Origin of the sequence: Cupriavidus sp. OTU4054 (assembly GCF_038440175.1) — a bacterium.
In the GTDB taxonomy this organism is placed as follows: Bacteria; Pseudomonadota; Gammaproteobacteria; order Burkholderiales; family Burkholderiaceae; genus Cupriavidus; species Cupriavidus pauculus_D.
In genome coordinates this window covers 23,687-36,467 of sequence record NZ_JASATF010000044.1, presented here as the reverse complement: position 1 = coordinate 36,467, position 12,781 = coordinate 23,687, and the positions used below count along the sequence as shown (strand labels likewise).

General features: G+C 67.9%; 13 protein-coding genes, 1 tRNA gene and 1 pseudogene. 11 read left to right on the top strand and 4 right to left on the bottom strand.

All coding sequences use genetic code 11. From position 1 onward, the window contains the following. The 11 genes and pseudogenes from AAHB16_RS30975 to AAHB16_RS30925 all read left to right on the top strand — a co-directional run. A pseudogene (locus tag AAHB16_RS30975) lies at positions 1–256 on the top strand (hypothetical protein); the annotation flags it as partial. Between the two features lie 57 nt (positions 257–313). Beyond that, a tRNA-Met gene (locus AAHB16_RS30970) sits at positions 314–390 on the top strand. Between the two features lie 225 nt (positions 391–615). Then, entirely contained in the window at positions 616–1,074 is a 459-nt protein-coding gene (locus AAHB16_RS30965; RefSeq protein WP_150371435.1) for a hypothetical protein, read from the top strand. Between the two features lie 123 nt (positions 1,075–1,197). After that, complete coding sequence (locus AAHB16_RS30960; RefSeq protein ID WP_342052784.1) at positions 1,198–1,794, top strand: NUDIX hydrolase; 597 nt, start codon at positions 1,198–1,200, stop codon at positions 1,792–1,794. A 21-nt stretch (positions 1,795–1,815) separates the two neighbouring features. After that, on the top strand, positions 1,816–2,565 hold the full coding sequence (gene aat, locus AAHB16_RS30955; protein WP_150371433.1) for a leucyl/phenylalanyl-tRNA--protein transferase: 750 nt from the start codon (positions 1,816–1,818) through the stop codon (positions 2,563–2,565). Positions 2,566–2,633: 68 nt separating this feature from the next. Next, entirely contained in the window at positions 2,634–3,419 is a 786-nt protein-coding gene (locus AAHB16_RS30950) for an arginyltransferase (protein WP_342052783.1), read from the top strand. Between the two features lie 39 nt (positions 3,420–3,458). Beyond that, complete coding sequence (locus AAHB16_RS30945) at positions 3,459–4,490, top strand: quinone-dependent dihydroorotate dehydrogenase (protein WP_150371431.1); 1,032 nt, start codon at positions 3,459–3,461, stop codon at positions 4,488–4,490. Positions 4,491–4,705: 215 nt separating this feature from the next. Further along, positions 4,706–5,692 (top strand): ABC transporter substrate-binding protein, encoded by a 987-nt coding sequence (locus AAHB16_RS30940; RefSeq protein ID WP_150371430.1) that lies wholly within the window; start codon positions 4,706–4,708, stop codon positions 5,690–5,692. Positions 5,693–5,747: 55 nt separating this feature from the next. Continuing rightward, entirely contained in the window at positions 5,748–6,644 is an 897-nt protein-coding gene (locus AAHB16_RS30935; protein WP_150371429.1) for an ABC transporter permease, read from the top strand. A gap of 1 nt (position 6,645) precedes the next feature. Continuing rightward, entirely contained in the window at positions 6,646–7,440 is a 795-nt protein-coding gene (locus AAHB16_RS30930; RefSeq protein ID WP_150371428.1) for an ABC transporter ATP-binding protein, read from the top strand. Positions 7,441–7,535: 95 nt separating this feature from the next. Then, on the top strand, positions 7,536–8,384 hold the full coding sequence (locus AAHB16_RS30925; RefSeq protein WP_342052782.1) for an alpha/beta fold hydrolase: 849 nt from the start codon (positions 7,536–7,538) through the stop codon (positions 8,382–8,384). Here the strand turns inward: AAHB16_RS30925 and AAHB16_RS30920 are convergent, their stop codons facing one another. From AAHB16_RS30920 to AAHB16_RS30905, 4 genes are all read right to left on the bottom strand, one after another. After that, on the bottom strand, positions 8,385–9,890 hold the full coding sequence (locus AAHB16_RS30920; RefSeq protein ID WP_150371426.1) for a M81 family metallopeptidase: 1,506 nt from the start codon (positions 9,888–9,890) through the stop codon (positions 8,385–8,387). Positions 9,891–9,939: 49 nt separating this feature from the next. Further along, entirely contained in the window at positions 9,940–10,959 is a 1,020-nt protein-coding gene (locus AAHB16_RS30915) for a tripartite tricarboxylate transporter substrate binding protein (RefSeq protein WP_342052781.1), read from the bottom strand. A gap of 139 nt (positions 10,960–11,098) precedes the next feature. Beyond that, positions 11,099–11,365, bottom strand: coding sequence for a hypothetical protein (locus tag AAHB16_RS30910; RefSeq protein ID WP_342052780.1), 267 nt, complete (start codon positions 11,363–11,365; stop codon positions 11,099–11,101). Then, positions 11,362–12,774 carry a LutB/LldF family L-lactate oxidation iron-sulfur protein gene (locus AAHB16_RS30905; RefSeq protein ID WP_342052779.1) on the bottom strand — a complete coding sequence of 471 codons (1,413 nt, stop codon included), beginning with the start codon at positions 12,772–12,774 and terminating at the stop codon, positions 11,362–11,364. Before AAHB16_RS30905 ends, AAHB16_RS30910 begins: the two co-directional genes overlap by 4 nt. Between the last annotated feature and the right edge of the window lie 7 nt (positions 12,775–12,781).

Below are 12,781 nucleotides of genomic sequence, written 5' to 3'. Positions count from 1 at the left end.
CCCCCCCCCCCCCCCGCCCCCCCCCCCCCCCCCCCCCCCCCCCCAAGCCGGTGTCGGCGTCATTCGATACACCTCGGTGCGCGACCCGCTCCATGGCCGCGCCGCCGCGGTGCTGACACCGCGCGCGTTCGATACCACGCATCCGCGCGAGACCACCACGTGGATGCTTACCGTGCGGCGAGACCGCGTGATCTGGCAGCGTGACGACCTGCAGCAACGCGATAGCTTCGAGTTCGAAGCGGCGCCCTGGAAGTAAGTCGGCATAAGTGTTGCAATGCAAAATTAGATGACATATAATTTCAGCTTCGACGGACGCGGGGTGGAGCAGTCTGGCAGCTCGTCGGGCTCATAACCCGAAGGTCGCAGGTTCAAATCCTGCCCCCGCAACCAACCTGGTTACCAACACGCCGTCATCGCATTTCGAAAACCCGCTGCTGCGCAGCGGGTTTTTTATTGCCTGCAATATCTGCACCGCTGCCACGTGCAATATGCAATGGTCGGCGCGATATGTGCGGCATCCCCGCCCTGACCCGCAAGAAGCGACAGGAACGCGGGCAGGAACGCGTCTTGCGGAAGTCCTCACTCCATCACTCGTTTCTCAGAGGAGCAGAGATCATGGCGACTTCCAACCAACGAAAGACTTCGGCTAAGTGGATCACCGCAGCGTTGACCTGCGCGATGCTCGCGAGCGGCGCGGCATGGGCACAGGGTGGCGGCGGCGGTGGTGGGGGCGGCGGCGCGGGCGGCGGTGGCGGTAGCGCCGGCACGGGCACCGGCATGGGCGGCGCGCCGGGCACGAGCACGGGCACGGCCTCGGGCACCACGGGTCCCGGCGATACGCCGGCAACGAACCCTTCGGGCGCGCGCGGCACCAACCCCAACAGCAGCACACGTGACCGCGCCCGCGACAGCACCATGCCGCGCGACAGCAACCGGACGATGCCGCGCAGCGGTACCGATTCGACGATGGGCCGTCCGAGCACGACGCCGGGTACCGGCACCACCGCGCCGGGCACCGCCTCACCGGCGCCCGTACCGGGTTCGCCCGGCACCACCGGCACGAGCGGCCGCTGATGCGGCGCCGGTCCACGCGGCTGGCGGAAGACAGCGAGGGCGACAGCAAGGGCAGTGGAAACGCCATGGGGGCGGCCGGCGGCGCGGTGATACACTTGGCGCCATTCCTTCCGGACGCCCCTCATGAAATTCTGCTCGAACTGCGGCCACGCGGTCGTCTTGCGCGTACCCGATGGCGACAACCGACCGCGCAGCGTTTGCGACAACTGCGGCACGATTCATTACGTGAATCCGCGTAACGTGGTCGGCACCATCCCGGTATGGGAAGACAAGATCCTGATCTGCAAACGCGCGATCGAGCCGCGCTATGGCTTCTGGACACTGCCCGCGGGTTTCATGGAAATCGGCGAGACCACCGCGCAGGGCGCCATGCGTGAAACCCTCGAGGAAGCCGGTGCGCGCGTCCAGATGGGCGAACTGTTCTCGATGCTGAACGTGCCGCACGTGCATCAGGTGCATCTGTTCTACCTCGCGACGCTCGAGGACCTCGACTTTGCCCCCGGCGAGGAAAGCCTCGAGGTGAAGCTCGTGACCGAGGACGAGATGCCGTGGGACGACCTCGCGTTTCCCACCGTCATCCACACGCTGCGCAGCTTCTTCGCGGATCGCGCCGCCGGCCGCATCGCGGACGGCAGCTTCCGCCTGCACACCCTCGACATCGACAAGCCCATGCGACCGCTCGAGAGCCGCGCGTCCGTCACCCCGACCCTCACCCCCTGAGACGCGCCGGGGCACGAACCCATGATTACCTGGCTGGACCCGCAGGACCCGTTTCCGCCCGTCGAGCGGGCGCTGGGCCCTGCATCCGACGCGCCCGGCCTGCTCGCGGCCAGCCGCGACCTGTCGCCGCAGCGGCTGCTGCTGGCCTACCGGCAGGGCATTTTCCCGTGGTACTCCGAAGGACAACCGGTGCTCTGGTGGAGCACCGATCCGCGCATGGTGCTCGCACCCGCGGCGTTACGCGTCTCGTCAACGCTGCGCAAGACGCTGCGCCGCGTGCTGCGCGACCCCGCATGGGAGATCCGCGTCGATGCGGATTTCGTCGCCGTGATGCGCGCGTGCGCGATGACGCCCCGCGACGGCCAGTTCGGCACATGGATCACCGACGAGATCGTGGCGGCCTACAGCGCGCTGTACCGCAACGGCCTCGCGCATTCGGTGGAGGCGTGGTACGAGGGCAAGCGCGTGGGCGGGCTGTACGGCGTGGCGCTCGGGCGCATGTTCTACGGCGAGTCGATGTTCGCGCATCGCACCGATGCGTCCAAGATCGCGCTCGCGGCGCTGTGCGCGTTTCTCGTCGGCCACGGCGTGGCGCTCGTGGACTGCCAGCAGGAAACGGAGCACCTCGCCTCGCTCGGCGCGAGCCCCATCGCGCGCGAGGCGTTCCTTGCCCATGTGCGGGCGGCGGCGGCCCTCCCCGAGATTCCGGACTGGCGGTTCGACAAGTCGGTGCTCGCCCATTGGGCGTGGCGCAACAGCGGCGCGGACTGACGCCGCAACACTGCCGTGGCCTCTGTTAGACTGCGTTCAGGCACATCATTCGCCTGGACGCCACTGCCATGAGCAAGCTGAAGGAACTCCCGCTTTCCGCGCTGCAGTTTTATGCGACGGCGCCATACGCGTGCAGCTACCTCGACGGCCGCATGGCCCGCTCGCAGGTGGCCACGCCCGCCCACCTGATCAACGCGGATGTCTATTCGCGCCTCGTCCGCGCCGGGTTCCGGCGCAGCGGCATCTTCACGTATCGCCCCTATTGCGACGAATGCCACGCGTGCACCCCGTGCCGCGTGCTCGTGGACCAGTTCCACCCCGACCGCAGCCAGCGCCGCGCGTGGAAGCAGCACGCGAACCTGCAGGCGCTGGTGGCGCCGCTGACGTACATGGAAGAGCACTACGCGCTGTATCTGCTGTATCAGTCGATGCGCCACGCGGGCGGCGGCATGGACCAGGACAGCCGCGACCAGTACGAGCAGTTCCTGCTGCAGAGCCGCGTGAATTCGCGGCTCGTGGAATTCCGGGAGCCGCCCGACTCGCCCGAGGCCGGACGCCTGCGCATGGTCAGCATGATCGACGTGCTCGACGATGGCTTATCCTCGGTCTACACGTTCTACGATCCGCTCGACGTCGGCGCGAGCTACGGCACGTACAACATCCTCTGGCAGATCAACCAGACCCGCGAGCTCGGCCTGCCGCATCTCTACCTCGGCTACTGGATCGCGGACAGCCGCAAGATGGCCTACAAGTCGCGCTTCCGTCCGCTGCAGGTGCTCACCGGCAACCAGTGGCAGGCCTTCGAGCCCGCCGTACCGGACGGCCCCGCCGCACCCGGTACAATGCCGCCCTGACCTGAACTCCCTTGCGGCGCCCGCCGCGTCTTTCGCCCCGTGCTCAACGCGCTCTATCCCCTGTTCCGCCCCGCCCTTTTCTCGATGGACGCGGAAGATGCCCACCATTTCACGCTGAACAACCTCCTGCGCGCCAAGCGCGCCGGGCTGGGCGGCTGCATCGGCAACCGCATCGCCGACAACCCGCGCACCGTGATGGGCGTGAAGTTTCCGAATCCGGTCGGCCTCGCCGCGGGGCTCGACAAGGACGGCGCCTATATCGACGGCCTGGCCGCGCTCGGCTTCGGCTTTATCGAAGTGGGCACGGTCACGCCGCGCGCGCAGCCGGGCAATCCGCGCCCGCGCATGTTCCGCCTGCCGCAGGCCGACGCGCTGATCAACCGCATGGGCTTCAACAACGGCGGCGTCGATGCATTCGTCGCCAACGTGCAGGCCTCGCGATGGAAGGCGGAAGGCGGCGTGCTGGGCCTCAACATCGGCAAGAACGCGGACACGCCGATCGAGCGCGCGGTGGACGACTACCTGTACTGCCTGGAACGCGTGTATCCGCACGCGAGCTACGTCACCGTCAATATCTCCTCGCCGAACACGAAGAACCTGCGCCAGCTGCAGGGCGCGAGCGAACTGGACGGCCTGCTGTCCACGCTCCGCGAGGCACAGCAGCGCCTGGCCGACCAGCACAAGCGCTACGTGCCCCTCGCGCTGAAGATCGCGCCCGATCTCGACGACGATCAGGTGCGCAATATCGGCGATGCCCTCGTGCGCCACGGCATCGACGGCGTGATCGCGACCAACACGACGATCTCCCGCGACGCGGTCAAGGGCCTGCCGCATGCCGAGGAGGCCGGCGGCCTCTCGGGGCGGCCCGTGTTCGAAGCCTCCACGCGCGTCGTGCGCGCGCTGCGCGCGGTCGTCGGCGACGCGGTGCCGATCATCGGCGTGGGCGGCATCTTCAGCGGCGCCGATGCGCGCGCGAAGATCGACGCCGGCGCAAAACTCGTACAGGTGTACAGCGGCCTGATCTACCGTGGCCCCCTGTTGGTGCGCGATTGCGCGAACGCACTGCGCTGACCGCCCGAGCCGACCCGGGCCACGGCCCGGAGTGCCGAATCGCATCAAAAACGGCATTTCCGCGCAATTAAATGCGCGTTGCATCGCGTGCCGCAGCCAATTGCGGCACGATATGCCGCACCGCCGCACTAAAAGCGGGCCTCTCCGCCGCCGAAAATGGTATCCTCTCGGGCTTCCTGAGAACCCATTCCCAACCTTCGGCGGAGAACAACTACATGCTGCGTCTCAAGGCATCTGCCCATTCGAATTTCCTGCGTACCGCCCTCGGCGCGGCCACCGCGCTCGCCCTGCTGACCGGCGGCGCCGTGCACGCCCAGACCGTCAAGGTGCTGTCGATCGTCGACCACCCCGCGCTGGACGCGATCCGCGACGGCGTGCGCGCCGAGCTGAAGAGCGCCGGCTATGACGCCGACAAGAACCTGAAGTGGGAATACCAGAGCGCGCAGGGCAACACCGGCACGGCCGCGCAGATCGCGCGCAAGTTCGTCGGCGACCAGCCGAACGCCATCGTCGCCATCGCCACGCCGTCGGCGCAGGCCGTGGTCGCCGCCACGAAGACGGTGCCCGTGGTGTACTCGGGCGTGACCGATCCCGTGGCCGCCCAGCTGGTCAAGGCATGGGGCCCGAGCGGCACCAACGTGACCGGCGTCTCGGACCAGCTGCCGCTGGACAAGCAGGTGGCGCTGATCCTGCGCGTGGTGCCCAAGGCGAAGACCGTCGGCATGGTCTACAACCCCGGTGAAGCCAACTCGGTGGTCGTGGTCAAGGCGCTCAAGGAAATCCTGGCCAAGCAGGGCCTGACGCTGAAGGAAGCCGCCGCGCCGCGCACCGTCGATATCGGCCCGGCCGCGAAGAGCCTCGCCGGCAAGGTGGACGTCATCTACACGAACACCGACAACAATGTGGTCTCGGCGTATGAAGCGCTGGTCAAGGTCGCGAACGAATCGAAGATTCCGCTCGTCGCCGCCGATACGGACAGCGTGAAGCGCGGCGCCGTCGCGGCCCTGGGCATCAACTACGGCGACCTCGGCCACCAGACCGGCAAGATCGTGGTGCGCATCCTCAAGGGCGAGAAGCCCGGCGCGATCGCCTCCCAGACCTCGGACAACCTCGAGCTGTTCGTGAACACGGGCGCAGCCGAGAAGCAAGGCGTCACGCTGTCGCCGGAACTGGTCAAGGAAGCCAAGACCGTCATCAAGTAAGCCCCAGTCAGCCTTGCCAGCCGGGACGCCCGCGCGTCCCGGCACAGGATTCCCCATGTCCCTCTTCTCTCTGCTGGGCGCCCTGGAGATCGGCCTGATCTTCAGTCTCGTCGCCCTCGGGGTGCTGATCTCCTTCCGCATCCTCAACTTTCCCGATCTGACCGTCGATGGCAGCTTTCCGCTCGGCGGCGCCGTCGCGGCCACGCTGATCTCGGCCGGGTACGATCCGTTTCTCGCCACGCTGGTGGCCATCGCCGCGGGCGCCGTGGCGGGCTTCATCACGGGCTGGCTCAACGTGCGCCTCAAGATCATGGACCTGCTCGCCAGTATCCTGATGATGATCGCGCTGTATTCGATCAACCTGCGCATCATGGGCCGCCCCAATGTGCCGCTGATCACCGAGCCCACGCTGTTCACGGTCCTGCAGCCCGAATGGCTGCCCGACTATGTGCTGCGCCCCGCCCTGCTGTTCGTCGTGGTGGTGGTGGCCAAGCTCGCGCTCGACTGGTTCTTCGCCTCGCAGCTGGGCCTCGCGATGCGCGCCACGGGCGCCAATCCGCGCATGGCGCGCGCGCAGGGCATTGCCACGGGCCGCGCCACGCTGGCCGGCATGGCGCTCTCCAACGCGCTGGTCGCGCTGGCCGGCGCGCTGTTCGCGCAGACGCAGGGCGGCGCCGATATCTCGATGGGTATCGGCACGATCGTCATCGGGCTGGCCGCCGTGATCATCGGCGAGACCATCCTGCCGGCACGCCGGCTCGTGTGGGTGACGCTGGCCGTGGTGCTCGGCGCGATCCTCTATCGCTTCTTCATTGCGCTGGCGCTCAACAGCGACTTCATCGGCCTCAAGGCGCAGGATCTGAACCTCGTCACGGCCGCGCTGGTCACGCTGGCGCTGGTGCTGCCCGCCACGCGCAAGAAGCTGTTCGCGCGCAAGAACGGAGGTGCCTGACATGCTTCGCGCAACCGACCTCAAGCTCACCTTCAATCCCGGCACGCCGATCGAGACGCGCGCGCTGCGCGGCCTGAGCCTCGATATCCCGAGCGGCCAGTTCGTCGCGGTGATCGGCTCCAACGGCGCCGGCAAGTCCACGTTCCTCAACGCGATCAGCGGCGACCAGATGGTCGATACGGGCCGCATCATGATCGACGAGACCGACGTCACGAAGCAGCCCGCATGGGACCGCGCGCATCTGGTCGCGCGCGTGTTCCAGGACCCGATGGCGGGCACCTGCGAGGCGCTGACGATCGAGGAGAACATGGCGCTGGCCATGGCGCGCGGCACGCGCCGCGGCTTTGGCGGCGCGCTGAACAAGGCGTCGCGCGAGCTGTTCCGCGACAAGCTGCGCCTGCTGAACCTCGGGCTGGAGAACCGCCTGACGGACCGTATCGGCCTGCTCTCGGGCGGCCAGCGCCAGGCCGTGAGCCTGCTGATGGCCTCGCTGCAGCCGTCGCGCATCCTGCTGCTGGACGAGCATACCGCCGCGCTGGATCCGAAGACGGCCGCTTTCGTGCTGGAACTGACCGCGCGCATCGTCGAGGAGAGCAAGCTCACGACGATGATGGTCACGCACAGCATGCGCCAGGCGCTCGACTACGGCCAGCGCACGGTCATGCTGCATCAGGGGCAGGTCGTGCTCGATGTCTCGGGCGACCAGCGCAAGGGCCTCGACGTGCCGGACCTGCTCAAGATGTTCGAGCAGACGCGCCACGAACAGCTCGACGACGACGCCCTGCTTCTCGGTTGAGCACGCAGTTAGGCAACATCCGTGGCCCGGTGAAAATCGGGCCGCGGCGCTGTGGCTAGCATGGTTGGCACCCGCCGTCTCGCGCCGATGCCGCCATGCCACGCCAATACCTGCTGCAAACCTCCCACGGACAGATCGCGGTCGAAGATTCGGGTAGCGCCGGCGCCCATCATTCGCATACGTCACGTACGCCGCCGGTCCTGCTGATCCACGGCAACTCGTCGTGCCGCGCCGTGTTCCGCCACCAGATGGAAGGCCCGCTGGCCGCCTCGCACCGCCTGATCGCCTTCGACCTGCCCGGCCACGGCGAATCGTCGAACGCGATCGACCCCATCCGCACGTACACGCGCTCCGGTTTTGCCGATGCGGCGATCGAACTGCTGGCAAGGCTCTGCATCGACGACGTGATTCTGGTCGGCTGGTCGCTCGGCGGCCATATCGCGCTCGAGATCGCCGCGCACTTCCGCGGCGTGCGCGGCATGCTGATCTGCGGCACGCCGCCCGTGGGCCGCGACCTGTCGGTCGGGTTCCTGCCGGCCCCGCATATGCGGCTCGCCAGCCAGCAGGTGCTCTCGGCGGAAGACATCGAGACGTTCGGCCATGCAATCTTCGGCGAGCATTTCACGCCCGAACTGCGCGCGGCGATCGCGCGCACCGATGGCATCGCGCGCAAGACGATGTTCGAGGCCGCCCGCGCGGGCGCGGGCGTCGATCAGCGTGCGCTCGTGGAATCGCTGCCCGTGCCGCTAGCCATCGTCAACGGGGCGAACGACCGCTTTCTCAACCTCGACTACATTGACAGCCTGGCCTACGCGAACCTGTGGGAGGGCCGCTGCCTGCGGCTCCCCCACGTGGGCCACGCACCGTTCCGCGAAGCCCCCGCCCAGTTCGATCCCGTGCTCGCGCGATTCCTGCGCGACATGACGCAGGACACGGGGCATTGATCAGAACGCAGGCCCGTTCGGGCTCAGGCGCATGCCCGGCTGCAGCCGGCGCCATGGCAGCTCGGCGGGGTCCGCGATAAACGGTCCCGGCGCGCGAACCACGAGGATCTCTTCGGCAATCGGCGCGAAATCCGCGCGGAAATGCACCGAACTCTTGTTGACGAGAATCTTCATCTGCTCAGGTTCGATCCCGACCACGCGGTACATGTTGCGGTCGAGCAATTGCGCCTTGGCCGAACTCACGGCCACCAGCACGCCGTCGATGCGCAGCCGCGCCATCGGTCCCATGTCGGCCGCCTTGCCGTGCATCATCGGGCCGCCATAGGTGAACCTGCCATCGGACAGCGCTTCCACCTCGAACGTCGCGCGCAGCGGCGCGTCGCCGGCCACCTGCGGACAGCCGCCAAGCGCGATCTCGATCTTGGCGCCGACACCGGCACGGTGCGCGGCGGCCGCGGCGGCGGGATCGCAGACGATGCCGATGGCCGCCTCGTCCGCGCCGGCCGCCAGCAACGCGCGCAGCATGCCCATCGTGTTGCCGTCGCCGCCCACGCCGGGGTTGTCCTGCGTATCGGCCAGGATCACGGGACGCGTCGCGGTCCGCGCCACGGTCATCGCATGCCGCACGGCCGCGTCGGGCGCTTCGAACTGCACGGCCCATTGCGACTCGGGCTCGCAGATGCGCGCGACCAGCGCATCGACCGCGCGCTCCACGCTGCCGCGTTCGAAGCCGTGCCCCCAGACCACGGGCCCGCATTCCGGAAAGTCCGCGGCCGGAAAGCCCGGCGCGAACGACAGCGACAGCAGATCGGCCGGCGCGGTGTCTTCGAGCAGTTCGAGCAGCGCATAGACGCCCTGCGTCGGCTGCATCATCGTGGACATGCTGTTGACGGGAATCAGGAACGGCACGCGGCGCGCCACGCAGACGGGGCGCTTGCCGTGGCGGCCGATCTCCAGCAGCATCTCGGCCGCGCGCCGGCCCGTCTCGGCCATATCGACGTGCGGATACGTGCGATACGCGACGAGGCCGTCGGCCAGCGACAGCATGCGCTCGGTCACGTTGGCGTGCAGGTCGAGCGAGACCACGATGCGCATGTCGGCGCCGACCACGTCGCGCAGGCGCGCGAGCAGCTCGCCTTCGCCATCGTCGAGGTGCTGCGCGACCATGGCGCCATGCAGGTCGAGGTAGATCGCATCGTAGCTGCCGGCTGCCTTGCCTTGCTTTGCGGCCTCGACGATCTCTCCCGCGATGCGCTCGTACGCATCGGTCGTGACGTGGGCCGAGGCCCCCGCCCCCGCCCAGATCACGGGCGTGACCGTGTGGCCATGCGCGCGCACGTGGTGAATGAATCCGCTGACGGGCACATTGACGTCGAGCAGGCCGTAGACCGCCTCGCCCCGCACCATCGCCGGAAAGTCCTCGCCGCGGACAAAGCTTTCGTAGCTCGCCATGGTCGGTGCGAACGTATTGGTTTCGTGCTGGAAGCCTGCGACGAGGATGTTCATGGGGTCTCCTTGCTTCTTGCGCTTGCTGGGGTCGGCTTGCTGGAGTTGATTACTGCGGGACGAGCTCGACCGAGCGCGCCATCTTGCGGAATTTCGCGGTCTCGTCGGCGTAGAACCTTGCCGAGGTCTCGAGCGTCTGCGGCGGCAGCGGCTGCACGCCGGAGAGCTCGAGCGCCTTGATCAGTTCGGGCGAGCGCAATGCCTGCTGCGATGCGTCCAGCAGGACGCGCGCGCGGTCCGCGGGCATGCCCGCGCGCGCCATCACGCCGATCCAGATCGCGTAGACGAACTCGGATTTCTTCGCCACCTGCGTTTCGCCGATGGCCGGGACGTCGGGGAGGTTGCGCATGCGCTGGCTGTCGAGCACGGCCACCGCCTTGATCTTGCGCGTCTCCAGCAACTGCGTGGAGGCACCGATATTCGGGAGGATCGTCATGTCGATCTGATGGCCGGTGAGGTCGGCCAGCATCGGCGTGGCGCCCTTGTACGGGACCTGCAGCACCTTCGCACCGGTCGCTTTGGCCATGTACTCGGCGACGATGTGGTACATCGTGCCATAGCCGGGATTGCCGAACGTCAGGCTCTGCGCGCCGGGCGCCTTGCCGGCCGCGATGATCTGTTCGAGCGAGGTGTAGGGCAGGTCGTTGCGCGTCATGACCACGAGCGGGTGGTTCGACACGGGCGCGACGAGCGCGAGGTCTTCGGACTTGTACTTCGCGCTGGCCAGCGCGAGCGGCGTGAGGATGGCCTCGTTCGGCGAGCCCATGATCAGCGTGTAGCCGTCGGCGGGCCGGCTCAGCAGCCGCTGCATCGCGAGCGCGCCACCGGCGCCGGGCAGGTTCTCGATGACCACGGGCTGGCCCAGCACCTTCGCCATCGCGGGCTGCATCGCGCGGGCCACGACGTCGGCGGGGCCGCCGGGCGGGAAGGCCACGAGCATCGAGATGGGCTTGTTCGGAAACGTCTCGGCCGCGTGCGCCAGTATCGGCAGGACGCCGAGCGCAGTCAGGCCGAGCAGGCGGGCCGCGGTGGACAGGCCGCGGGCGATGACATTGGGGGTATGGCGCATCCTCTTCCTCTCCGTTCTTCCGCGCCCGCGCGATATGGGATGGGGCGTCGTGTGTTACGGATTGTTGGCGTGAGAATGCGTTCGAGCAACAGCAAGATGTGGAGGACATCGTTGCCTGGCAGGCAACGACGCCCCCCCCTCAGACCGTACCGGCCTTGTCGAGCCAGCGCGTCAGCTGGTCGGTGATCGCCGTGCTCGAGAACGAGCAGCTGTCCTGCGCGAACGCGGCGGACATCTCCAGACGGCGCAGCAACTCTTCCATGGCCTGCCCGAACACGGGCGGCAGCGTCAGCGCCGGCGCGGCGCCGCGCCATGCGGTGATCAGTCCCGTCACCGGCAGATCGCCCCGCAGATGACGGTCGAGCGCCGCGCGCATCGTCGCGAGGGTTTCGGTATTGACGCTCATGCGCGCGCCCTCCTCTCCTTGTACAGCTCCCGGAACGTACGCCCGCTCGGCGCGGGCATATCGCGCGTCTCGGTCCACCCCTTGCCCGCCATCGGCAGGCTGGCGATCAGCCCGCTGCGGCCGCCGAGCCGCGACAGGAAGCGCGCGCCGATCCGCGTGGCAAACGCATACAGCGCGGGACGCCTGGCCACATACCCCCACGCCTGCAAGGCAAACCGTTCCTGCCATGGCCGCAGGCCGCGCTCCATCTGTTTCTCGCGCAGCTTGCGCAGCAGGTCGGAGAGCGGAATCGACGCCGGACACACGCGATTGCATTCGCCGCACAGCGTGGCCGCCTGCGGCAGATCGATCGCATTGGCCAGCCCCACATAGCTGGGCGTGAGCACGCTGCCCATCGGCCCCGGATAGACCCAGCCGTACGCGTGCCCGCCGATCTTCTGGTACACGGGGCAATGGTTCATGCAGGCGCCGCAGCGGATGCACCGCAGCATCTCCTGGAACTCGCCGCCGATCAGCCCGCTGCGGCCACCATCGACGAGCACGAAGTACATATGGTCGGGCCCATCCTTCTCGCCCTCGGCGCGCGGCCCCGTCAGCAGCGAGAAATAGTTCGAGATGGCCTGTCCCGTGGCCGAACGCGGCAGCAGCCGCATGACGGTGGCCAGATCCTCGAGCGTCGGCAGGACCTTCTCGATACCGGTCACCGCCACGTGCACGCGCGGCATGATCGTGCACATGCCTTCGTTGCCCTCGTTGGTCACCACGGCCACCGAGCCGGTCTCCGCGATCACGAAGTTGCCGCCCGTCACGCCCATGTCCGCGGACAGGAACTCGGGACGCAGCACGCCGCGCGCCTCGCGGGTCATCTCCGACACGTCGGTCAGGCGCGGCTTGTTGTGGACGCGCGCGAACAGGTCCGCCACTTCGTCCTTGTCCTTGTGGATCACGGGCGCAATGATGTGCGACGGCGGCTCCGAGTCGTTGATCTGCAGGATGTATTCGCCCAGATCGGTCTCGATGCTCTGCACGCCCATCTCGCCGAGCACCTGGTTCAGCCGCATTTCCTCGGTCACCATCGACTTCGACTTGATGACCTTCTTCACGCCATGCTTCAGCGCGATATCGGCCACGAGCTTCGCCGCGTCGGCCGTGGTTTCCGCGTAGAGCACGGTGGCGCCGCGCTTCGTCGCGGCTTCCTCGAAGGTCGTGAGCCAGACGTCGAGGTTCTCCAGCGCGCGATTGCGGCGCTCCTTCAGCGCGGCGCGCGTGGCGTCGAAGTCGATCGCCTGAATGGCCTCGGCGCGCGCGGAGACGAATTTCGTGGAAAGCTTCTTGAGGTTCTGCTGCAGGCGCTGGTCGGCCAGCTTCTGGCCGGCACGCGCCTTGAATTCCATGCTGTGGACTTGCATCGTGGGG